At 61.2% G+C, this 22,528-nt stretch carries 16 protein-coding genes and 2 pseudogenes; 8 read left to right on the top strand and 10 right to left on the bottom strand.

Going from position 1 to position 22,528, the window contains the following annotated elements; all coding sequences use genetic code 11:
- Positions 1 to 8: 8 nt before the first annotated feature.
- The gene (locus AC0V6U_RS00835; RefSeq protein WP_472644351.1) at positions 9 to 1,094 is read left to right on the top strand and encodes a potassium channel family protein; all 1,086 of its coding nucleotides are present in this window, start codon (positions 9 to 11) and stop codon (positions 1,092 to 1,094) included.
- A gap of 22 nt (positions 1,095 to 1,116) precedes the next feature.
- Here the strand turns inward: AC0V6U_RS00835 and AC0V6U_RS00830 are convergent, their stop codons facing one another.
- Positions 1,117 to 1,536 carry a DUF1761 domain-containing protein gene (locus AC0V6U_RS00830; protein ID WP_472644350.1) on the bottom strand — a complete coding sequence of 140 codons (420 nt, stop codon included), beginning with the start codon at positions 1,534 to 1,536 and terminating at the stop codon, positions 1,117 to 1,119.
- Between the two features lie 140 nt (positions 1,537 to 1,676).
- Between AC0V6U_RS00830 and rimO the strand changes: the two are divergent.
- Positions 1,677 to 3,087, top strand: a pseudogene (gene rimO, locus AC0V6U_RS00825) (30S ribosomal protein S12 methylthiotransferase RimO).
- A 4-nt stretch (positions 3,088 to 3,091) separates the two neighbouring features.
- Here rimO and AC0V6U_RS00820 read toward each other — a convergent pair.
- From AC0V6U_RS00820 to AC0V6U_RS00805, 4 genes are all read right to left on the bottom strand, one after another.
- Complete coding sequence (locus tag AC0V6U_RS00820) at positions 3,092 to 3,574, bottom strand: hypothetical protein (RefSeq protein WP_472644349.1); 483 nt, start codon at positions 3,572 to 3,574, stop codon at positions 3,092 to 3,094.
- 71 nt (positions 3,575 to 3,645) lie between these two features.
- A complete protein-coding gene (locus AC0V6U_RS00815; protein WP_472644348.1) occupies positions 3,646 to 5,310 on the bottom strand; it encodes a bifunctional helix-turn-helix transcriptional regulator/alpha/beta hydrolase in 1,665 nt (554 codons plus the stop codon).
- 140 nt (positions 5,311 to 5,450) lie between these two features.
- Entirely contained in the window at positions 5,451 to 5,753 is a 303-nt protein-coding gene (locus tag AC0V6U_RS00810; protein ID WP_472644347.1) for a hypothetical protein, read from the bottom strand.
- 40 nt (positions 5,754 to 5,793) lie between these two features.
- Positions 5,794 to 6,618: a hypothetical protein gene (locus AC0V6U_RS00805; protein WP_472644346.1), complete on the bottom strand. Its 825-nt coding sequence runs from the start codon at positions 6,616 to 6,618 to the stop codon at positions 5,794 to 5,796.
- A 197-nt stretch (positions 6,619 to 6,815) separates the two neighbouring features.
- Here AC0V6U_RS00805 and AC0V6U_RS00800 point away from each other — a divergent pair, with 197 nt between their 5' ends.
- On the top strand, positions 6,816 to 7,613 hold the full coding sequence (locus AC0V6U_RS00800; protein ID WP_472644345.1) for a transglutaminase-like domain-containing protein: 798 nt from the start codon (positions 6,816 to 6,818) through the stop codon (positions 7,611 to 7,613).
- Between the two features lie 122 nt (positions 7,614 to 7,735).
- On the opposite strand, the gene AC0V6U_RS00795 is transcribed toward AC0V6U_RS00800, so the two are convergent.
- Positions 7,736 to 8,776 (bottom strand): LacI family DNA-binding transcriptional regulator, encoded by a 1,041-nt coding sequence (locus tag AC0V6U_RS00795; protein ID WP_472644344.1) that lies wholly within the window; start codon positions 8,774 to 8,776, stop codon positions 7,736 to 7,738.
- 119 nt (positions 8,777 to 8,895) lie between these two features.
- On the opposite strand from AC0V6U_RS00795, the gene zwf reads away from it, so the two are divergent.
- The 5 genes from zwf to AC0V6U_RS00770 all read left to right on the top strand — a co-directional run bounded on the left by zwf (position 8,896) and on the right by AC0V6U_RS00770 (position 16,934).
- Positions 8,896 to 10,353 carry a glucose-6-phosphate dehydrogenase gene (zwf, locus tag AC0V6U_RS00790; RefSeq protein WP_472644342.1) on the top strand — a complete coding sequence of 486 codons (1,458 nt, stop codon included), beginning with the start codon at positions 8,896 to 8,898 and terminating at the stop codon, positions 10,351 to 10,353.
- Positions 10,346 to 12,154 (top strand): phosphogluconate dehydratase, encoded by a 1,809-nt coding sequence (edd, locus tag AC0V6U_RS00785; protein WP_472644341.1) that lies wholly within the window; start codon positions 10,346 to 10,348, stop codon positions 12,152 to 12,154. Before zwf ends, edd begins: the two co-directional genes overlap by 8 nt.
- A 3-nt stretch (positions 12,155 to 12,157) precedes the next feature.
- Positions 12,158 to 13,150 carry a glucokinase gene (gene glk / locus AC0V6U_RS00780; protein ID WP_472644340.1) on the top strand — a complete coding sequence of 331 codons (993 nt, stop codon included), beginning with the start codon at positions 12,158 to 12,160 and terminating at the stop codon, positions 13,148 to 13,150.
- The gene (locus AC0V6U_RS00775; protein WP_472644339.1) at positions 13,147 to 15,936 is read left to right on the top strand and encodes a phosphoenolpyruvate carboxylase; all 2,790 of its coding nucleotides are present in this window, start codon (positions 13,147 to 13,149) and stop codon (positions 15,934 to 15,936) included. The genes glk and AC0V6U_RS00775 overlap by 4 nt, the downstream gene beginning before the upstream one ends.
- Positions 15,937 to 16,079: 143 nt before the next feature.
- A complete protein-coding gene (locus AC0V6U_RS00770; RefSeq protein WP_472644338.1) occupies positions 16,080 to 16,934 on the top strand; it encodes a L,D-transpeptidase family protein in 855 nt (284 codons plus the stop codon).
- A 38-nt stretch (positions 16,935 to 16,972) separates the two neighbouring features.
- Here the strand turns inward: AC0V6U_RS00770 and tilS are convergent, their stop codons facing one another.
- The 4 genes and pseudogenes from tilS to ptsP all read right to left on the bottom strand — a co-directional run bounded on the left by tilS (position 16,973) and on the right by ptsP (position 22,528).
- On the bottom strand, positions 16,973 to 17,941 hold the full coding sequence (gene tilS / locus AC0V6U_RS00765; RefSeq protein ID WP_472644337.1) for a tRNA lysidine(34) synthetase TilS: 969 nt from the start codon (positions 17,939 to 17,941) through the stop codon (positions 16,973 to 16,975).
- Positions 17,942 to 17,984: 43 nt separating this feature from the next.
- Entirely contained in the window at positions 17,985 to 18,956 is a 972-nt protein-coding gene (locus AC0V6U_RS00760) for a tetratricopeptide repeat protein (RefSeq protein ID WP_472644336.1), read from the bottom strand.
- 292 nt (positions 18,957 to 19,248) lie between these two features.
- Complete coding sequence (locus AC0V6U_RS00755; protein WP_472644334.1) at positions 19,249 to 20,079, bottom strand: helix-turn-helix domain-containing protein; 831 nt, start codon at positions 20,077 to 20,079, stop codon at positions 19,249 to 19,251.
- Between the two features lie 177 nt (positions 20,080 to 20,256).
- Positions 20,257 to 22,528: pseudogene (ptsP, locus tag AC0V6U_RS00750) on the bottom strand (phosphoenolpyruvate--protein phosphotransferase).

The raw sequence follows: 22,528 nt of genomic DNA, 5'->3' as shown, positions 1-22,528 counted from the left end.
GACGGGGCATGGCCAAACAACTCGACACATTGTTTCCCAAGGATACGCAAAAGCGGCGCAAGTCTGGCTTTCGCCCGCTAAGACGCGCGGTCAAAATCCCGGTGTGGGGCGATTTGGGCATCCGACTGGGTCTGGCGCTGCTGCTCATTTCCATCGTGGTCATGATCCACTGGTTCGATCGCGGCGGATTGGTCGACAGCGTCGATGGCGAAGTCAGCTTTCTCGACATCGTCTATTTCACCATGATTTCGATCACCACCACCGGCTTTGGCGATATCGCCCCGGTGACGGACCGCGCGCGGCTGGTCGAGGCGGTGATCGTGACCCCAATCCGCTTTGCCGTGTTTTTCATCTTTGTGGGCACCGCCTACAATTTCATCATCAAGCGCAGCTGGGAGAAGTGGCGCATGAACCGCATTCAAGAGAAGCTCTCGAACCATGTCATCGTCCTCGGCTTTGGCGTTTCCGGCTCTGAAAGCGTCACCGAACTGATCGAGCGCGGGATGGAGCCTAGCAATATCGTGGTCGTCGACCCGAGCGAAGACCGGCTGGTTGAGGCGGAAAAGCTGGGCGTCAACGTGATGAACGCGGATGCGACCCGCGACCAGACTTTGAACGCGGTTCAGGTGAGCACAGCGCAATCCGTGCTGGTGTCCGCTGGCCGGGATGACACATCAATCCTGATAGTGCTGACCGTGCGGCACCTTGCACCGAAGGTTCCGATCAGTGTCGTCGTGCGCGCCGATGATAACGAACTGCTGGCGCGGCAAGCGGGCGCGGACAATGTCATCAACCCCGTGCGCTTCACCGGCCTGCTGCTCGCTGGCTCTGCACGCGGCGCGCATATCTCCGATTATCTCGCCGACCTCGCCTCTGTCACTGGCCGGGTCCAGCTGGTCGAGCGGGTCGTGACCGAGGAAGAATGCGGCTGCTCAATCGAGGAATTGGGCACCGGCGGGCGCGGCCTGCGCGTCTATCGCGGCGGCCGGGCAATCGGCTTTTGGGAAGACGAATGCCAAAACTTGCAGCCGGGCGATATCGTGGTTGAGATCGTCCCCAGCATGAATGGCGAGACCAAAGGCGACGGGCACTAAGCCGAACTGAATTGGCGCGCGTTCACGGCAAGTATGCGTGCACGAAACCCATCGCGGTGTAGAACAGCAGCCAGTAGCCCGCATCGATGAAGAACAGCGCTTTGCCCTTTTGCGAGAACAGGTAGGCGGTGCCTAATGCTGGCACGATAAAGCCGAAGGCAATGCCCAAAGCCGTCACCACTTTGACTGCGACCGAGAGCTCCACATCATTCACTTCGTATGAGTGGAAGGTATGAGCGAGCGTCCAGCTGGCGAGCAGCGAGAACGCGAACGCCCCGCCATAGATCAGGCCCATATTGCCTTCTTTGATCTGCTCTTCGGTTAGGCCGACAGCGCCCATCCATTTCTTGCCCATGACCGGCCCATACCAGATGCCGCCCACCACAAATCCTGCGAGCGCGGCGAGAAACACCGCGAGCCAATTCACATCCAACAGGTTCATTGTTCCCCTCCTTCTTTGCGGAAGGCAGCGCCTTCCACCCTTCCATCCGGATTTTAGCGGAAACTGCTCCGGGTGGAAGGGTGGAGGGCGCGGGCGGCACTGGCACAACACAGAGAACGCGTGTAGGGGCGCGGCCAGATATGAATACAGACGCCCCCACCTCCACTGCATCGCCAAAGCCTGTGGCTGACCAGAAACGCGTCGGCATGGTCTCGCTCGGCTGTCCCAAGGCATTGGTCGATTCCGAACGCATCCTCACGCGGCTACGCGCCGATGGCTATGCCATGTCGCCCGACTATGCTCGGCGCGGACGTGGTGCTGGTCAACACCTGCGGCTTCCTCGACAGCGCGAAGGAAGAGAGCCTGGCCGCGATTGGCGAGGCGATCAGCGAGAACGGCCGCGTTATCGTGACGGGCTGTATGGGCGAAGAGGCAGACGCAATCCGCGCCGCTCACCCGCAAGTTCTGGCGGTCACTGGCGCGCATCAATATGAGCAAGTGGTGGAGGCCGTGCACGAGCACGCCCCGCCCAGCCAAGGGCTGTTTATCGACCTGATCCCTCAGCCTTCGGATCAAGACATTAAGCTGACCCCGCGCCACTACAGCTATCTCAAAATCTCTGAAGGCTGCAATCATTCCTGCGCGTTCTGCATCATCCCGGATTTGCGCGGAAAGCTTGCGAGCCGCCGGATTGACGCGGTGCTGCGCGAGGCGGAAAAACTGGTCGCAGCCGGCACGAACGAGCTGTTGGTGATCAGCCAGGATACGAGCGCTTATGGGGTCGACACCCGTCACGAAACCAAGCCCTGGAAGGGCCGCGAGCCGCGCGCTCACATGACAGACCTCGCCCGCGAGCTTGGCCAATTGCGCACGCAATCGGGCCAAACGCCGTGGGTGCGCCTGCACTATGTCTATCCCTATCCGCATGTCGACAAGGTCATCCCGCTGATGGCCGAGGGGCTGCTGACGCCCTATCTCGACATCCCGTTTCAGCACGCTTCGCCCTCGGTTCTAAAGCGCATGAAGCGCCCGGCGAACGAGGCCAAAGTGCTTGAGCGGCTGCGGGGTTGGCGCGATATCTGCCCAGACATCGCTGTCCGCTCATCCTTTGTGGTCGGCTTCCCCGGCGAGACCGAAGACGATTTCAAATATCTCATCGATTGGCTGGAAGAGGCTCAGCTCGACCGCGTGGGCGCTTTCCGGTTTGAGCCGGTTGAAGGCGCTCAGGCCAACGCCCTGCCCGATCCGGTGCCAGAGGCGATCAAGGAAGAACGCTATGCCCGGCTGATGGAAGTCACCGAGCGGATCAGCGTTGCCAAGCTAGCCGCCAAAGTCGGCCGCGCTTTGCCGGTGATCATCGACGAAGTTGGCGAGCCTGATGAAGACGGCGATATCGGCGCAAGCGGACGGTCTCAGGCTGATGCGCCTGAAATCGATGGCCAAGTGCATTTGCGCAACGTCCCGGCGGACGTTGCTCAAGGCGATATCGTCACCGCGGTGATTGAAGAGGCCGATGCGCACGACCTATTCGGCGTAATCGCGCAAAGCTAAGCCGCTAATTCTGGCTTGAGCCCCAGATGTAGAGGCCGCCAATGATCAGCGCGATCACGAACAGCTGCTTCCAATAAGATCCGACGATCCCCGCAGGGATCAAAGGCACGAGATAGAGCGGCCATCCCTCCAGCTCTGAGTTATCTGAAAGATAGCCAAGCGAGAGCAGGTAAGTGACGCCAAAGAATATGTAATTGCCTGCGCTCCATTGTTTGGCCGAGCTGTGAGCGGCGGCCTGTTGCCGCGCCTTGGCAGGCTTCGCCCCGCGTTTTGCTGGCGCAGAGCCGCGTACGGGCGATGGGTCAGGCACAGTTCCTGCGCCGTGGCAATTCCAGCAAGTGATCGTATCGCGAGCGCCCGTTCCGCTGCCGCCGCAGGCCATGCAAGCCTGGTTCATATGGCTGCCCTGGCCCGATCCGCCGCAGCTGGCGCAGTCGCGGTAGCCATTGTCGATCTGACCACCAGAACAATACGGACAAACAGCCAAAGCGCCCTCCCCTGTTCGCGAGAATCGCGAGAGGCCAAGCTAGCGCACTTATTCTGAAACGAAAGGGGCTGTTAGCCTATCTTGCGCCGCAAATGCGCAAACACTCGGACTGGGTCATCATGCATCACCAGCTGGCCAGAGCGGCGGAATTCTGTATCCACTGCAAAGCCATATTGGTCGGCAAATTTCTCATAATTCTCGCGGCTGACAAAACCGCCATTTGCGCCGATCGCCAAGGTCACAGGCGGCGCGATGTCGCGGCACAGCTCGCTCCAGTCAAACGCTTCGATGATCACGCCCTCGGTCGGGCCGTCCAGCGTCTTCACAAAGGTGTAAGTGCCCGATTGGCGGATCATCTCGCGGATTTCAGGCCGCTTGTAATAGGCCCGGTCATCCGGGCTGGAGCGGTAAAAATCGTCGATAAACTTATCAAATTCGCCGCGCAGCGAGCCCGCCAAGGTCGCGCGGATATAGATGCGCGCGAAGGCCGGTGCCATCCGCGTCATCTGCACCGCCCGGCGATATCCGATATCGACCATGCCGATGTCCGACCAGGTGGGGAACGGCACCAAGGGTCCAGCCAGTACAAGCCCGCTCACCTTAACTCGCGTCGCCTGAACAAATCCCAGGGCGAAGGGCGTGCCCGCCGTGGCGCCGAGCACGGCGCATTCAGTGATGCCTTGCGCCTCAAGGAAGGGATCAAGCTGGCGCGCAAATTCTCGCACCAATTCGATCCGCTTTGATCGGCCAGTTGTTTCACCGGAAAGCGGACGCCACGGGGCGATGATCCGCAGCCCTGCCTCGCGCGCGGCTGCATCCTGCTCAGCGGTGAACAATGCGCCCTCAAAGAAGGGATGGAAATAAAGCACCGGATCGCCGCTGGGATCGCCGTGTTCCTCCCACGCTATGCGGTCTCCATCCTCTTCGTGAAAGATCCGGCTGCAAAAATGCCGTTTTGGCCCCTCGCTTTCGTCGATCAGGCGCAGGGAATGGGCAAAGCCGGTGTAAAGCATCAGCAGCTCTTGCTGAGAATTGATCGCCAGCTTGCGCAGCAGCGCCTTTAGCTGATTGCGAGCTGTGCCGACCGAGCGTTCGCGCTGTTCAGCGAAGCTCCGCACGTTCCCGCCCGATACCAAATGCCGGGTCAGAGCGAGCTCGGTTTCAGTCAGGCCGAGCGCTTCGCGAAAACGATTGCCGCTCGCCTCTTGCCAGCGAAACTGGATCAGCTTGAAATGAACATGCTCAGCCTGCGCCTCTGCGCCAGCTTCGACATTGAACCAGCGGCCCTGATCATCATCGGGCCCGGTAAACAGCCGGAGAAAACCGGTCGAACTGCCCGATTTCGTCTCTCGGATGCGGCGCAAATCCTCGCTGCGCTCCGCCGGATCCCACAGCCAATCCGGTGCTGGATGGCCGCGTTCCAGTTCTGGCCCGCAAAAGACCTCTGGGTCGAAGGAAACCAGCCTTTGGGAGCGATCTAGAACCAGCTCCGCCCCGCTGGGCGACACATCAGGGAGCACGAAATTAGCAAAATCGCTGCCCGTCAACGTCGAGACCTCATCAATCAGCTCGCCCGCTTCGACGAAATGCTGATCGGCGCTGCCCACATCCTCCTGTCCCGCCTCAAAATGATGCTCCCCTTGCTCCAACAAAGAAAGCACGCGTTCAGGCTTGCCCATGGTGGCATAGGCATCGCGGATAATGCGATCGACATAGGTTTCGCGTTCGTCAGCCATCAAGCCTCGCCTCATAGCTGCAAAATGGTTTTCGCCAAGTTGAAGCGTGCCCGCGCATCAGCATCCATATGGCCGGGGAATGTGGGCCGCGCCTCGCAAAAGACGCGGCCCTTTCCCCAAGGGTCGCAGTTTGGGGAAAATCACTTCACGCAATATTTGCCTGAGGTCTTCGTTCCGCTTGGACAGCTACCATCGCGGATTTCTGCATAATCTCCCTTACCGCCGACACAGTAGTTTCCCGAGGCTTTGAAGCCGGTTGGGCATGAACCGATTTTGGGAAGCGCAACTTTGCTCGATGATTTGCAGCTTGATCCCGAAGCCTTGAAGCCGGTGGGGCAAGAGCCGCTCTTAGAAACTTCGCTGGAGGAGCTTTGCGCGATCGCCGCTGGCGCAGTGCCGATGGCGAGAACGCTGGCGGCGAAAATGGTGAAAGTCTTTTTCATGAGTAGAAAATTCCTGTGCTGATTTGGATGATTGAAACGCTTAGCCCGCTGGACCGCGGCGATAGGCAAAGGCCACCGCGCTCTTGCCAGAGTTCTTGTCGAACCATTGGCAATAGAAGTCCGTGCCTGATTTATCGGTGTGCAAAGACGCAAAATTGAACGTGATCATCTGGCGCCCGCGCTTGGCGAGATATTTGTCATAGGCGCCAGAGCGGCTGGAATTGCTGCCACTCGCCGTCGGCGTAAAGCCGAGCGAATTGCCGCTGTGCAGCATCACGTCCTTACCCTTGTAATTGTTGATTTTTGGCCCGTGGACATTGTCGAGCTGCTCAGAGCCATCATAGGAAACGCACTGAATTTTGTAGTCGTATTTCTTATATTTGGCTGCGTCCACCTCGACATAGAGCACATCGCCAACTGCGAGACCGGGGAAGAAACAGCCGTTTTGCGGGCTGACATTGGTGCGCTCGGTCAGGCCAGTGCGCTCCTCCGTGCTGATCCCTTGGCTAAAAGTGTAAGTGCCCTCGCGCCCGACAAAGGCATTGCCCAGGCCCAGGTTCGCACATTGCAGCTGGCCAGTGTATTTTGCCGGAGCCGCGCCTGCGCCGCCGACATGGCCAGGAGGCCGCGCCCTGCGCGGTGAGTTGGACGTGCTGCCGCGATTGGCAAAGCCGCCGCCTGATCCGCCGCGCCGCACATTGTCGACCGTCTCGACGACGTCCTCGGCCTGATCGACCTTCTTTTTGACCTTCTTCACCTTCTTGGTGATCTTATCGAACGGACCAGCCTCTGCTGGAGCGGGCGCGGCGGCAAGGCCGATAACGAGCGCGGCCATAGCGGCGGCGGTGATGGAAAATTTCTTCATGGATACGAACCCCTGTCATCTATTCCGGTAGGAACATTTGCCCTCCCCGGACAAAACGGCCACTGGTTGTGGCTGCTGGGCGCGGGCTAGAAGCAGAGGCGGGCTGGCTGAATATCCCAGATGGGACAATTGGACCTGAAAGAGCGCAAAAAACGCGTGTTTGAGGAACAAATGTGCCTCCCAAACTTGAGTGACCTATGCCCCTCGACATCCAAGCGACCTTCACTTTCCAATTTGACGAGCCGGGCGATGCCTTGCTGCAGTTTGAGGTCGCTGATGCTCCGGGTCAGCGGATTCTCTCGCAAAATGTGGAACTGACAGACAAAGCGGCGAGCACGCGGGTGCCCGCGCATGACGGAATCGGCACCCGCATTTGGGTGAGCAGCAATGGCCGGTTCGAGACCACTTACCGCGCCAAGGTGGAGACCCAGCGCGCCGCGTTTGAGCTTTCTGCCCTGCCTCAGCTGGCCGCGAGATCCATCACCGGCGAGGCGGCGCAATATCTGTTCGATTCGCGCTATTGCTCGGTCGGTCCGTTTCAGAACTTCGTCGAGGCAGAGTTTTCCGGCACATCGGGAGGCGCTCGGATTGCTGCGATTGCAAGCTGGCTGGCGGACAATATGCAATATGAGCCGGGTTCAAGCGGCGAGCAAACCACCGCCGCTGACAGCTTCGTCGCGCGCCAAGGGGTGTGCCGCGACTATGCGCATGTGCTGATCGCGCTGGCGCGAGCGTCACTGATCCCGGCGCGCTACATCGCCTGCTATGGCCCTGACGTCAGCCCGCAGGATTTTCATGCCGTGGCCGAGGTGTTTCTCGCCGATCCTGATGAGCCAGCACGCGGCGCATGGCATCTGGTCGATGCGACCGGCATGGCGAAACCATCGGAGATCGCGATCATCGGCGTTGGGCGCGATGCGGCCGATGTGAGTTTCCTCACGACGTTCGGCCCGGCGCGGTTTCTATCGTCGAAAGTGGACGTGAAGCGGGTTTAGGGCTCCTCTTTCTGACCACGCCACCCGCACCCTCCACCCTTCCACCCGGATGGTATCCCGGTAGGCTCCGGGTGGAAGGGTGGAGGGTGCGGGTGGCTATGGCCTAATCAAACGCCGCTCAATCAAGAACTCCCGCGCTTCAGCAACCTCACCGGCACTCGCCGTATCCCGGAATGCGGCCCGCCAGAGGTCACGGCCTCAACCAGCAAGCGCCCTGCCTGATCCAAGTCCGGCTCAATCGTGGTGAGCGTAGGACTGGACAATTCGCCCGCCTGCAAACCGTCAAATCCGATCAGCTTGATCTCTTCGGGCATCTTCCGGCCCGCCGTATTGAGCGCTTCCAGCACGCCAAAGGCCAGCGCATCGCACACCGCGAACACGCCATCCGTCGCAAAGCCATCGGCGAGCATCCGCTCCGCCGCCGCGCGGCCCTGGTCATGGCGGTCGTCTTCATCGCCTATCTCAACCAGTTGCGCCCCAAGGCCGAGCTCTTTGGCGCGGGCGAGAAACGTGTCCGCGCGCTCAGCAAACTGCCGCTGCGTGCCGCCGCGCGAGCCAATACAGGCAAGCTTCGTGCAGCCCTGCTCGGCCAAATGCTCCGCCGCCATGCGCGCGCCCGCATCATTGTCAGACGAAACCCAGTCAAGATCGCCTAGCGGCGAGCCCCAATAGGCGACCAGCTCGCTCGTCTCGCCAATCCCGCGGAAATAGTCCCATGCCGGGCGGTTCAGAGTGGTGCCGATCACGATCAAGCCCTCGGCCTGGCCGCGCTCCACATAGTGACCAAACAGCTTGTCCTCATCGCCTTGCAGCGAAACGAGCACTTCCAGCCCGCGTTCCGCCGCTGCGGCGCAAACCCCGCCCAGCAGCGCATAGGAAAACGGGTTCACATCGCGGGCATTGCCGCCCGGTTTGGTGATCACCACCGCTGCCAGAGTGCCGGTGTGCCCGCGCCTCAGCCGCGCGGCGCGTTCGTCGACGAAATAGCCAAGCTCGCTTGCCACCTCCAGCACGCGGCTGCGCGTGGCCTCGCTGATCACGGCAGAGCCCGATAGCGCGCGCGACACCGTCGACTGGCTCACGCCCGCCCGCTCTGCAACGTCAAAACTGGTAACCCGCGATTGTCTGCGCGCAGGATCCATCTTTCCCTCCTGGTCAGCCATGCTGGGCAATCTAGATAGCCCAATTGAATAGCTATGCGAACCTATGGCCCAGCAATGCGCTTCGCGCTAGAACCCAATCGTCGCAATCCATAGCTGCGGCGCGCGGGAGAAATATACGCATGCCTGAACCCAAGCTCTCTGCTGATCGCTTGCTCTTGTTTGGAGCGACCGGTGATTTGTCGCGCAGAATGCTGCTGCCGAGCCTTTGTGCATTGGATGCAGACGGGCTGCTATCGCCTGATCTGAAGATCATCGGCACCGCGCGCAGCGAAATGGACGATGCGGAATTTCGCAATATGGCGCGCGAAGCGCTCGAAAACTATTTGCCAGACGAACGGCGCGGCGGGATGGCCGCCTTCCTCAATCGCTTGTCATACCAAGCGCTCGATGCGAGCACGCTCGATGGCTTCGATGCGCTGGCGGACAAAGTGAACGAGGCCGGTCCGAGCGATTCCGGCATGGCAATTTTCCTGTCCACTGCGCCAAGCCTGTTTGGGCCGACGATTGCTGGCCTGAAACACGCCGGGCTAACGGGCGACAATGTCCGCATGTGTCTGGAAAAACCTTTGGGCACGGACCTCGCGAGCAGCTGCGTCATCAATGATGCGGTCGCCGATGCCTTCCCGGAGGACCGGATTTTCCGGATCGACCATTACTTGGGCAAGGAGACGGTGCAGAACCTGCTCGCCTTGCGGTTCGCCAATATCCTGTTCGAGCCAATCTGGAATTCGAACTATATCGACCATGTGCAGATCACGGTGGCTGAGACCGTCGGACTGGAGGGCCGCGTTGCCTTTTATGACGATGCCGGCGCGCTGCGCGACATGGTGCAGAACCACATGCTGCAATTGCTGGCGCTAGTGGCGATGGAGCCGCCGACCAGCTTTGACGCAACCGCGGTCCGCGATGAGAAGGTGAAAGCGCTGCGCGCACTGCGCGAAGTGCAGGCCAGCGAAACGGTGACCGGCCAATATCGCGCGGGCGCCATCGGTGGTGAGGCCGTCCCGGGCTATGATGAGGAGCTCGGTAAGGCGTCAGACACTGAGACTTTCACCGCGATCAAGGCGCATGTCGACAATTGGCGCTGGAAGGGCGTGCCCTTTTACCTGCGCACCGGCAAACGCCTGCCCGAACGCGTGACCGAGATTGTCGTCAAATTCCGCTGCGTCCCGCACTCGATCTTTGAAGGCATGGGGGCGAGCATGCTGCCCAACCGGCTGGTGATTGGTATTCAGCCGGAGGAGAATATCTCGCTGTCTCTGATGGCGAAGGTGCCGGGGCTCGGCCAAGACGGCATTTCCTTGCGCGAAGTGCCGCTCGACATTGCCATGCCCGATGCCTTTGTCGGCCAGCACCGCCGGATCGCTTACGAGCGCCTGCTGCTCGATCTCATTCAAGGCGAGCAGACCCTGTTTGTGCGCCGCGACGAAGTGGAGGCGCAGTGGCAGTGGGTGGATCAAGTCCGCAGCGCGTGGGAAGCCGCTGGGGTCAAACCGCAGACCTACACCTCGGGCAGTTGGGGACCGAGCAGCGCCATTGCCTTAACCGAACGCGATGGGGTGAGCTGGCATGAGTAATCTCAACGATGTGATCCACCGGGTGACCGAGCGGGTTATCGAAAACTCGCGCGCCAGCCGCACCGCCTATCTGGAGCTGATGAAGCGCGAGGGCGACCGGCGCCCTGAGCACAAGGACGTGGCATGTTCCAATCTTGCCCACGCCTTTGCCGGAGCGCTGGAAGACCAGGACGCGATGAAGAGCGGGCGCGGCCCGAATGTCGGCATTGTTTCCGCCTATAACGACATGCTCTCAGCGCATCAGCCCTATGGCCGCTATCCTGACCGGCTGAAGATCTACGCCCGCGAGGTTGGCGCCACCGCGCAGGTTGCTGGCGGCACGCCCGCCATGTGTGACGGCGTGACGCAGGGCGAAGATGGGATGGAGCTGTCGCTGTTCAGCCGCGATGTGATCGCCATGTCGACCGGCGTTGCTTTGTCGCACCAGATGTATGACGGCATCGCTTGCCTCGGAATTTGCGACAAGATCGTGCCCGGTCTGATGATCGGCGCTTTGCGTTTTGGCCATCTGCCCGCGATCTTTGTGCCCTCTGGCCCGATGCCATCAGGCATTTCGAACAAGCAGAAGCAGGAAACCCGCCAGCTCTATGCCGAGGGCAAGGTAGACCGGGACGCTCTGCTTGAAAGCGAGCTTGGCAGCTATCACTCGCCGGGCACTTGCACATTCTATGGCACGGCCAATTCCAATCAGATGATGATGGAGATGATGGGGCTGCATGTTCCTGGATCAGCCTTTGTCACTCCGGGCACGAAATTGCGCCAGGAGCTGGACCGCGCAGCGATGCACCGTTTGGCAGAGCTGTCCGGCACCACGACACGCACATTGGCGCAGGTGGTCGATGAAAAGGCGATCATCAACGCCGCGATTGGCCTGCTCGCCACTGGTGGTTCGACCAATCATGCAATCCACATCCCGGCGATGGCGCGGGCCGCTGGCGTCATTTTCGACTGGGATGATCTGGCCGAGCTCTCCAGCGTCGTGCCCTTGGTCGCGCGGGTCTATCCCAATGGCTCCGGCGATGTGAACCAGTTCCACGCCGCTGGCGGCATGGCTTATGTCGCGCGCACTCTGCTGGAGGCAGGTCTATGCCACGGCGATATCCTGACCATGTGGGACAGCGGCTTTGCCGCCTACACCGCCGAGCCAGTGCTGGACGCTGAGCAAAAGCTGAGCTGGGCCGATGTGCCCGAAAGCCGCGATCTCGGCATGCTTCGCCCGGTAAGCGATCCGGTGCAGCCCGATGGCGGCATGAAGCTGCTGACCGGCAATCTGGGCCGTGCGTGCTTCAAATCCTCTGCGGTTGAGCGCGAGCGCTGGACCGTCACCGCGCCCGCGCGCATTTTCGAAACGCAGGCCGACGTGGTCGCGGCGTTCAAAGCTGGCGAGCTAGACCGCGACGTTGTGGTTGTGGTCCGGTTCCAAGGGCCGCGCGCCAATGGCATGCCAGAACTTCACGCGCTCACCCCTTCGCTCACCGTGCTGCAAAATCGCGGGCATAAGGTCGCATTGGTCACCGATGGCCGGATGTCTGGGGCGAGCGGCAAAGTGCCCGCCGCGATCCATATCACGCCAGAGGCCAAAGGCGGCGGGCCGCTTGCCCATTTGCAAGATGGCGATGTGATCACCGTTTGCGCGGAGACCGGCGAGCTGTCGACCACAGCCGATCTATCGGCGCGCACACCCGCCGCTGATCCCGCGCAGGAACACGGCGTGGGCCGCGAGTTGTTCCGCATGCTGCAAAATCAGGCGGACGGGGCGGAGCAAGGCGCCTCCGCCATGCTCGCTGCGGCGGGGCTGTAACGCATGAGCAGCACGGATATCGTCGCGGTTGATATTGGCGGCACACATGCCCGCTTTGCCATCGCCAGCGTTTCGGCAGACGGCACAATTGCGCTGGGCGAGCCGACCACGCTCCACACAGAGGACCACGTCAGCTTCCAAACCGCTTGGGAGGATTACCGGGCGCGCTCTGGCGGCACTCTGCCACAAAATGTCGCACTGGCGATTGCTGGGCCAATCACTGGCGAGGTGATCCGCTTCACCAACAATCCCTGGATTATCCGTCCGGCCCTGGTGAATGAAAAACTGGGCACCACGCGCCATACGATCGTCAATGATTTTGAAGCGGTCGCCTATGCGGTGGCGCGCCTGCCAGAGGAGCACTTTGTGCACCTTACCGGCCCGGAGCTGCCGCTTAGCCCCACGGGCACGCTCAGCGTGATCGGACCTGGCACAGGTCTGGGCGTTGCGCATTTATGGCGCGGGGCAAACGGGGAATTCCGCGTACAGGCGACCGAGGGCGGTCATCTCGATTTCGCTCCAGTGGACGCCATTGAAGACGCAATCCTCGCGCGGCTGCGCAAGCGCCACAATCGCGTCTCGGTGGAACGGATCGTCTCCGGCCCCGGCATTGTCGACATATACCAAACGCTCGCTGCGCTGGAAAACCGCACGGTTGCCGAATGCGATGATATCGAAATCTGGACCAAGGGCACATCAGGCGCTGACCAAGGCGGGGACAGCCTTGCCGCCGCCGCCGTTGACCGCTTTTGCATGGCGCTGGGCAGTGTGGCCGGTGATATTGCGCTGGCCCAAGGCGGCTTTGGCGGTGTCGTGATCGCGGGTGGGCTGGGCTACCGAATTCGCGAAACGCTCGCTTCCTCTGGCTTTGCTGGCCGGTTCCGTCACAAGGGGCGCTATCAAGAATTGATGGCCAGCATCCCGGTCAAAATCGTTAGCCATCCGCAACCTGGCCTGCTCGGCGCAGCAACCGCATTTGCAAGAGAACATCTGTGAACACCAAGCCATTGAAATCCATCACCGATCTGCACACTCGGCTGAGTGATCTGCATCAGCAGACACGCGAAACCCCGCTGTTCAATCCGGTGTTCCAACTGGGACTGGACCTGTCGCGCGCGCTCGAAGGCGGGAATGCCAATCTCGATGAGTTGGAGGCGATGGTCGCTGAGCTGGAATGCGCCAGCCTGCAATCGCGCGCATCGCGCCTGCGCCGTCTGGTCTCGCCCGTCTCCAAAGAGGCGAACCGCGACGCGCTGAGCGCCAGTCTTTCGGGCGCGAGCGATTTTGCGGAGCTGCGAGCGCGCTGGGAAAACCCCAGCCTGCATGCCGTTTTCACCGCGCACCCGACCTTCTTGCTGACACCGGAACAATCCGATGCGGTGGCCACAGCCGCCGGCAGCGATGGCGATATCGGCAAAGAGGTGTGCGTGACCGGCACAGATCGCCCTGCGATCACCCTGCAATATGAGCACGGCCGCGCGATGCGGGCCATCGGCCATGCGCAGGATGCGCGCGATGCCATCGTCAGCGATGTGCTCAGCCATGCGCAGGCGACGTGGCCCGACCAATGGCAAGAGCTGGCCCCTGTGCCGTTCCGCTTCGCCACCTGGGTCGGATACGACATGGACGGGCGGACCGATATCAAATGGTACACCTCCATCGGGTTCCGCTTGGCCGAGAAGGCCGAACGCCTGGGCCGCTATGCCGATAGCCTTGCCGCGATTGATAGCGAACACAGTCTGATCAAAACCCTGCGCGACGCTCAGAACCATGCGGCGCTCAGCGCGCGCGAGTTCACCAGCGATCTCAGCTCGCCCGAGGCGCTTTCGCTCGCAGCCAACCGGCTGACCGCTGACAATCCGGCCAAGCTGCTGTCGCTCAATCCCCTGATTGCGCAGCTCGAAGACGAAGCCAGCTCCGCAGAAGCCACCCATGCGGTTGCGCTGAAAACGCTGGCGGCGGCCATGCGCGCAGACGGCCTCGGCATGGCGCACGTGCATTTCCGCGTGAACGCCAAACAGCTTCACAACGGCATCCGCCGCCGGATTGATCCGGACAACACGCTTGATCTCGCCAGCAAGGGCGCAATGGCGACCCTGCGCAAACTGCTGGGCGAGGTGAAGCCGCTGCGCACCAATTTCGCATCGCTTGCGATCGAAAGCTCCACAGCAATCCGCCAATTCCTCGCGATGGCGCAAATTCTCGGCTCTGTGGATGCCGACACCCCGATCCGCATGCTCATCGCGGAATGCGAGCAGCCATCGACCATTCTCGCCGCGCTCTATTTCTCAAAACTGTTCGGGATCGAAGACAAGGTCGACGTCTCGCCTTTGTTTGAGACCGAAAGCGCGCTGGAGCACGGCGGACGTTTCCTGGAGGCGCTATGCGCTGAGCCGGAATATCAGGCCTATGCCCGCACGCGCGGCCGGGTCTGCATTCAGACCGGATTCTCCGATGCAGGCCGGTTTGTCGGGCAAATTCCTGCCAGCTTGGCGATTGAGCGGCTGCAAGGGCGCATGGCGCAGGCCATGGCGAAAAACGGCCTCAGTGATGTCTCTGCGCTCATCTTCAACACCCACGGCGAAAGCATGGGACGCGGCGCGCATCCGAGCGGCTTTGACGACCGGCTCGCATGGCCGCTCAGCCCATGGGCGCGCAGCCGCTTTGCTGCGAAAGACATCGTGTTGGAGCCTGAGGTCAGCTTCCAAGGCGGCGACGGCTATATGTTCTTTGCCACGCCAGAGCTGGCCCGCGCGACCCTGACCCGGATTGCGACCGCACCGCTCAATGATCCGGCGGCGGCAGAGGACCCGTTCTACAGCCGCACCGATATCAGTCTGGACTTCTACCGCGCCATCCGCGCGAACCAGCGCCAGCATCTGCGCAGCCAGACCTATTCGCGCGCGGTCACCGCGTTTGGCTTGGGCCTGCTCAATTCCACCGGCAGCCGCGTTTCTCGCCGCCAGTCCGACCTGTCGGCGGACCGTGACATGTCGCTGCGCCAAATCCGCGCAATCCCGCATAATTCGATCCTGCAGCAGCTTGGCTATCCGGTGAACATCATCTCCGGCATCGGCAGCGCGGCGGATGGCAATTATGAAGAGCTCGCCGCTTTGATCAAAGAGAGCCCGCGCGGACGCCAATTGATCCGCCTGGCACGCGCCTCCAATGCGCTCGCGAGCATCAAGACAGTTGCCGCCCATGGGGAGCTGTTTAACTCCGCCTATTGGGCCAGCAGGCCCTATCGCGGCACGGAAAGTCATCTGTCCGCCGCGTGCGAGACATTGGCCGAATATCTCACCAAGGATGACCGCACCGGAGTGTTCCGCCGCCTCGCCTCGCGCCTGCGGGTCGATGCGCTCAAATTCCACCGCTTGCTCGATCTGATCCCGGACGAAGCGCCGCTGGAAGACCGCGAGAACACCCGCCGCACAATTGGCGCAGCGCAGGCTCTTCGCCTTGCACTGATGCAGCATATTTTCCTGCGCGCTGTCTCGATCCCGGCCTTTAGCCGCGCGAACGATATCAGCCGCGACGATGTGCTGGAGATGGTGTTTAGCCTCAGGATCGAAGATGCGCTGGCTCAGCTGCGCCGCGCCTTCCCAACCTCTTTCCCTCAGCCAGAGGATTTCGCCGTCGATGCGGCGAGCGATTATCCTGATGGCGATAACGAAGGCTATGCGCAGATTGGCCGCGACTACATCGATCCGATCGAGCGCGCGTACAATCTGATGCTGAGGCTGACGACGGCGATTGCCAATGAATTTGGCGCGCACGGGTGATGGGTGGCTGGACCGTGCGGCAAAGCATAATTCAGCTAACACCCGCCTTGCCGTTAACACTTTCGCATGGGGAGCGTCTCGCGAAGGGACGCGCCACTGTTAGCCTCTAGCGACTCACGAGAATTTACGGCATATAGCGGCGCATGTTGAAACTCATTAAATCTGCCCGCATGGCTGCTGCGATTTCCCTCGCTTCGCTTGCTGGCACATCCAGCCTAGCCGACGATCAGACCCCTGCCGCTGAGGCAGCGGAGGCCGCAGAGCAAGTGGCTGATGCGGCCGCTCAAGAGGCGATCCGTCCGATTGATCCGACAACCGGCGGCGAATCGCTGGTGGTCGATCCAAGCCTGCCAACCCCATACGATCCAGCGGCTGCTGAGATTGCCGCTGGCTTGCCGCCAATTGGCGAGGTCGCTCCAGAAGTTCCGGAAATCGCGCCGCGCGCCGCCGGCCGGGAAGCAGGCGTTACCGCCGCCCGCATGATCTCACGCGAAGTGATCCAAGACGTGCCTCCTCCTCCGCCAGAGCCGGAAAATCCGTTTGTAGTCAATTCGATCCTGCCGATCGAAGGCACGATCCGCTACGGCGAGTGGTTCTGGGACGAGAGCAATGCGCCCAAGAGCGGTAAGCTGGTGATCACGGTTGACCTTGACGCCCGCGTGATCAGCGCATTTCGCGATGGCCACGAAATCGGCACAGCCGTTGCTCTACTCGGCACAAAATCTCACCCAACCCCGCTCGGCACATTCCCAATCCTGACAAAGGAGAAGGACAATGTGTCTGAGAAGTATAACAACGCGCCAATGCCCTACACGCTGCGCCTGACCTGGGATGGCATCGCCATTCATGGCTCGCCAGTGCTCAATGGCTATGCCAGCCACGGCTGTGTCGGTGTGCCAGAAGAATTCGCAGCCAAATTGTTCGCCATCGCAAAGCGCGGCGACAAGGTTGTGATTACACGCGGCCAGATGATCAGCGTGGGGGACGCAATCATCTGATCCGCTGATGCGGTGTGCGCAAGCGCGCCGAGTGCTGCTTAATGCATCGCTCTGGGCGGTTCGGGGGCGAACCGCCACACCCGCATCATCATTCCCAGTTTGGCGATTTTTTCCGTCCCCGGCGTAATCAGCACGCCGGATAGCGACGCATTGTCGCCTTCCCACAGGCGGTCGAATGCGCGGCCAGCCTCACTGCGGCTCGCCTGCCCGCCAAGCGCGGCGATGATGCGAATGATCGTTTCGATCGAGATCGCGCGCGGGACATTGGCGTAATATTTGTATTCGGGCGCGCCGCCGCTGCCCTCTTCGCGGTAAACCTGCGTTTCCCAGTCCTCACCGGCGTACCATTCAATCGCTCGCCACGCGTCGGAGAGGTGCTGAGCGCTGTTTGCGAGCGCGCTGGCGTCGAGCCAATCGGCCTCCGCAATACGTGCGCGCATCCGCGCCCGATCATATCGGTCATCGCGGTTGGAGGGGTCATCAACGGCGGTGATCCCGGCATCCGCGACGACTTGCTCCAGCTCGGCCTTGCGCCAGCTTAGCAGCGGACGCAGCAGCGCCATCTCAGTTCCGGGCAGTTTGGTCGCAGCACGCACTCCGGCAAGGCCGGATAGACCGCTGCCCCTGCCAAGACGCATCAGAAGGGTCTCCGCCTGATCATCGGCGTGATGCGCAGTTGCGACCGCTCCAAGCTGATGACCAGCCGCCCACTCAGCGAGCGCAGCGTAGCGCGCATCACGCGCCTTGGCCTGCACATTCCCGCTCGCAAGCTCGACGCTGAGGGCAGTGAAAGGCACGCCCAGCTCGGCGCAAACGCGCTCCACCAATGCCACTTCGCTGGCCGCTTCGGCTCTAAGTCCGTGATTGATGCTTGCGACCGCAATTTCGCCGCCATTTTCGGCCGCCGCCGCATGCGCGATCAGCAGCATTGCGAGGCTATCTGCCCCGCCCGACACGGCCAATCCAAGCGGCCCTTGGCGCTCATCCAGCGGCCACAGCGCGAGCAAATCCTCGCGCCATCGCGTGATTAGGTCAGATGAGACCGGCCTATCAATTGCAGGTCACTCGCTGGCGGTTGCGCTCATATTGATTGGACAGGCGACCACTTGCGAGCGCCGGATAGGTCTCGCCAAATTCCGCCAATGCGATGCAAGCCCGGTTGGTGTCATTTAGCGCGATCATCGCCTCTGAGAGATACAGCAGACTATCGGGCGCGCGCGGAGCCTGACGGTCAGCCTGATAATTGCGCAGGAACCACTTGGCTGCCTCTTCTGGCATATTGTCATCGAGATAGGCCCGGCCGAGCAGATTGCGGCCATAGGTCACGCGCCAATGCGAGCCATATTGCTCAACAAAGCTGTTCAATTGCTGCCGAGCCTCAGGGAAATAGCCCGCGTTCCACAGGCGGAAGCCATAGGAATATTCGTCATCGGCAGGGTCTTCTGTGATCGGCTTCGTGATCGCCTGCACCGCCGCAAGGCGCTCTGCGCTTGGGCCGCTGGTCGCGGCAGATGTGCTGTCACCGGCGGATTGGCTGCCCGTGTCAGATGCGCCGTTGCTCATTGCGCTGAGATTGCTGTCGGAGGCACCAAAATCAGTGCCCGTGTCGATGCTGGGCGCGGGAATGCTGGCCGATTCAAGCGCGGTTACCCGGGCCTCAACCTGGCTGATCGAATTGCCGTTCTGCTCCGCGAGTGCGGTGAGCTGCTGCAATTGTTGCTCCATCGCATCGAGCCGCGCGAGAATATCGGTAACCGCTGTGGTCGAATTGCTGTTCGCCGGACGAGCTGTGGTCTCGCCGGGCGCAATTTGCGGCTCGAAAAAGCGGCCATCGCCGCCGGGAAACACATTGCGCTGCAGCGCGCGAATTTCCGCCTCAATCTTGCGCAAGCGCGCCTCAGAATTGTCCTGAGCGATAGCGGGTACAGGCGTTGTTGCGACGACCGCCGCAGCCAATCCAGCGGCGAGCAGTCGCCCTCCGGCCTTGGCGGAAAAAACACGGTTTGAAATGAGTGCGCTCATCTTTGATCTGGCTCCCTCTGTGCAATTGCGGCGCTTTACCAAGCGATTAAGACCCCGCGCCATGGCCAAAAGCCTCCGATCCTGAGGCAGTTGCAGCACGGCGCATGCGTCTTTTGGTGCAAAGCGCATGAATATAGCCCGAATCTGTGCCGAGGTCATGACGTCAAGTCGAGGGCCATAGGGGCTAAAATCCGTGGGTAAGATGCCTAGGCGCGGCAAATGGCGGCATGCGCGGCGCATTTCCCGCCAACTGCCCCCCACGGAATTTCAGCCCTACGAGGCTAAATCCGCCTTACGTGTCTGGGGTTGCGTCTTGGTCCGCCTGCTGCGCACGGGCGAGCAAAGCATCGGCCGAGATCGCGACATCGCGCATGATGAAATCATCCTCAGCCAATTTGGGCACAGGCTTGCCATCAATGGTGATCGCAAAGGCATCAGGCCGCCCGGTCCAGATTTGGGGCCCTTGAGCGTCGGATGGGATTTCAAACCGCTCACCGCTGGCCATCTGCTTTTGCAGCAGTTGGTTGTCATTGGCGTCGTAGAATTTGACCCAGACGCCTTCCTCCAAAGCGGTGAAGACAACCTGCCCATCGCTGCTCGCTGCGCCCGGTGTATTCGCGCCCGTCGCTCCGGCACCAGCGTTTTCGCCGCCATCGGCCAAAACAGGCTCATCACCCACCAGCGGCACAGGGCCAGCGCCTGATCCATAGTAAGATGAGTAGAATGTCGCCATTCCCGCAATTAGCAGGACCGCGGCGAAGGCGCCTGCCCATGCGAGGCCAGAAGACGGCAGTTTTGCCGCATCACCCGGTTCCATACCAAGCGGGACCATTTCGCGCCCGGCCTCTGCCGTGCTCAGTTCCGCGCGGACTTGGTCGGCAATTTCCGCCTCATCCAGCCCCATCATCCGCGCATAGGTGCGCGAGAAGCCGATCGCATAGGTGCGCGCGGGCAGAGCAGAAAAGTCTCCCGATTCAATCACTTCCAAGTGGCGTTCTGGAATCCGCGTTTCAGCGGTGACTTGCTCTAGCGAGAGGCCGCGCTCTTTGCGCGCACGGCGCAATTGTGCGCCCACGCTCTCGAGGGGCAGTTCCTCAACCGCTGTTTCTTGTTCGTTGTCCATGACCCGAACCATACGACCTTTTGTTTGCGGGCCTTTGAACAGACCCTTATTTTTCCCCGAAGGTGCTTCGCTGCAAACAATCGGTTGCAGCCTGCGCTGTCAAGCATTCTTGCGGTTCGTCGCAGCCCCATTCCGACAGAATGGCGCTGGCACGCGTTCAGTTAACGCATGAATGCGTCAATCGGTTTCAATATCGCGATCAGCCGCCCAGCGGCTCAACTCGTCGCGCAGATTGACGCTGGGGTCTGCCAGCCAATCATTCATGCTCTGCGTGATCTCTTTCAGATCAACCTTGCGCACCAATTCCTTGATCGGACCAACCGCCGCAGGCGTGATCGATAGCCGCCGGAAACCAATGCCGAGCAGCGCCAAGGCCTCTAGCCGCACGGCCGCCCATTTCGCCGCACACGCCCAGCGCCACGTCCATACCGACCGTCGATTGCGTGACACGCCGAAGGAACCGCATGATCGATGGGCTAAGCCAGTCATAGCGTTCGGCGAGCAAGGGGTTTGCGCGGTCGGCGGCGAACAGGAACTGGGTGAGGTCATTGGTGCCGACGGAGAGGAAGCTCAGTTTCGGGCAGAGAATGTCCAGCACCTCGGCCAGAGCGGGCACCTCCAGCATAGCGCCATAATAAATCGCATCCGGGATCAGCTTCTTCTTGGAGCGCATGAATGCGAGCTGTTCCTCAAACACGGTCTTGGCCGCATCAAATTCCCACGGCTCCGATACCATTGGGAACATCACATAGAGCGGGCGGCCCGCAGAGGCCTCAAGCAGTGAGCGCGCCTGAACCTTCAGCAGGCCCCCGCGTTCCAGCGCCAGACGCAAGGCGCGCCAACCCATCGCCGGGTTTTCATCATCATTCGCCTGGTTCGAGGCGAGATAGGGCACCGCCTTATCTCCGCCGATATCGACCGTGCGGAAAATCACCGGCTTGTCGCCAGCCGCCTCCAGCACGTCGCGGTAAAGTTTCGTCTGCCGTTCGCGCTGAGGCAAAGTGGCAGAGACAAGAAACTGAAACTCTGTGCGGAACAGGCCAACACCGTCCGCGCCGGTCATAGCGAGCGAACTCATGTCATCGCGCAGACCAGCGTTCATCATCACCTCGATGCGGGTGCCGCAGCGGGTGAAGGGCTCCACATCGCGCAGCTCCGCATAAGCAGCCTGTTTCTCGCGGGATTTGGAGAAACGCGCGTCAAACGCCTCGGCCATTTGCGCACTCGGCCTTACCGTCGCGCTCGCCTTGTCCGCGTCGAGCAGTATCTCATCGCCCTCGCGAATAATTCCGCGCAGGCCCGCCGCCCGGCCTAGCACTGGCACGCCCATGGCCCGCGCAACGATCACGACGTGGGCGGTTAGCGAGCCTTCCTCCAGGATCACGCCCTTCAAACGGCGGCGATCATATTCGAGCAGTTCGGCAGGACCCAGATTGCGCGCAATCAGAATAGTATCGCGCCGCAGGCCCTGGCTCGCCGCTGTACCAAGCTGGCCAGAGACAATGCGCAGCAGGCGGTTGGAGAGATCCTCCAGATCATGCATGCGGTCCGCCAGCAGCGCGTCATCAATCTCGCGCATGCGCATCCGGGTGCGCTGCTGAACCCGCTCAATCGCGGCCTCTGCGGTCAGCCCGCTGTCGATCGCTTCATTGATGCGCCGCGACCAGCCCTCATCATAAGCGAACATTTTATAGGTCTCGAGCACTTCCTCGTGCTCTCCGCCGACGCCGAATTCCGCCTGGCTGGAGAGGTGATCAATCTGCTCTCGCATCTTGTCGAACGCGCGGTAGACCCGCGCCCGCTCGGCCTCGATGTCGTCGGCCATAACCTGTTCGATCTGGACGCGCGGCTGGTGATAGACCGCCAGTCCGGAGGCGAGACCCTTCACCAGAGCCAGACCGTTCAAGGTTTGCGTGCCGGTCAGGCCCTCGGCGAGGCCGCGCGCTTCCTCCTCATCGACCAATTCGGCATTGGCGATCAGTTCGGACAGCACCATTGCGGTCGTCTGCAAGGCTTCGATCTCGACATCTTCATAGCGGCGCGGCTCGACATGCTGGACGCAGAGCACGCCCACGGCCCGCTCGCGGTAGACAATCGGCACACCGGCAAAGGAGTGGAATTTTTCCTCGCCTGTTTCCGGGCGGTAAAGAAAGTCAGGATGCGCCTTTGCTTCGGCCAGGTTGAGCGTCTCAACCTTGTCAGCGATCGTCCCGGTCAGCCCTTCACCAATGGCCATGCGCGTGACGTGCACCGCTTCTTTGTTCAGACCCTTGGTCGCGAACAATTCCAGCATGCTTTCACGCAGCAAATAGATCGAGCACACCTCGCTGGTGAGACTATCGCCGATAATATCAACCACAGAATCGAGCTTGCCCTGCGCGTGCATACGCGAGGCCATCACCTCATGCAGGCGGGTGAGAATTTGACGAGCAGAGGCGGCGGCGGACAT

It is taken from the genome of Erythrobacter sp. W36 (genome assembly GCF_057364935.1).
Note: the sequence above shows the minus strand (reverse complement) of the source record. Positions and strands in the feature narration are given on the sequence as shown.

Bases quoted from the DNA above. Each gene is read 5' to 3' on its own strand.
- AC0V6U_RS00760 (WP_472644336.1), bottom strand. From the start codon at position 18,956: ATGAGCGCACTCATTTCAAACCGTGTTTTTTCCGCCAAGGCCGGAGGG.
- AC0V6U_RS00805 (WP_472644346.1), bottom strand. From the start codon at position 6,618: ATGAAGAAATTTTCCATCACCGCCGCCGCTATGGCCGCGCTCGTTATC.
- AC0V6U_RS00810 (WP_472644347.1), bottom strand. From the start codon at position 5,753: ATGAAAAAGACTTTCACCATTTTCGCCGCCAGCGTTCTCGCCATCGGC.
- AC0V6U_RS00770 (WP_472644338.1), top strand. From the start codon at position 16,080: ATGTTGAAACTCATTAAATCTGCCCGCATGGCTGCTGCGATTTCCCTC.
- AC0V6U_RS00835 (WP_472644351.1), top strand. From the start codon at position 9: ATGGCCAAACAACTCGACACATTGTTTCCCAAGGATACGCAAAAGCGG.
- glk (WP_472644340.1), top strand. From the start codon at position 12,158: ATGAGCAGCACGGATATCGTCGCGGTTGATATTGGCGGCACACATGCC.
- AC0V6U_RS00755 (WP_472644334.1), bottom strand. From the start codon at position 20,079: ATGGACAACGAACAAGAAACAGCGGTTGAGGAACTGCCCCTCGAGAGC.
- zwf (WP_472644342.1), top strand. From the start codon at position 8,896: ATGCCTGAACCCAAGCTCTCTGCTGATCGCTTGCTCTTGTTTGGAGCG.
- AC0V6U_RS00815 (WP_472644348.1), bottom strand. From the start codon at position 5,310: ATGGCTGACGAACGCGAAACCTATGTCGATCGCATTATCCGCGATGCC.
- edd (WP_472644341.1), top strand. From the start codon at position 10,346: ATGAGTAATCTCAACGATGTGATCCACCGGGTGACCGAGCGGGTTATC.
- AC0V6U_RS00830 (WP_472644350.1), bottom strand. From the start codon at position 1,536: ATGAACCTGTTGGATGTGAATTGGCTCGCGGTGTTTCTCGCCGCGCTC.
- AC0V6U_RS00795 (WP_472644344.1), bottom strand. From the start codon at position 8,776: ATGGCTGACCAGGAGGGAAAGATGGATCCTGCGCGCAGACAATCGCGG.
- AC0V6U_RS00800 (WP_472644345.1), top strand. From the start codon at position 6,816: ATGCCCCTCGACATCCAAGCGACCTTCACTTTCCAATTTGACGAGCCG.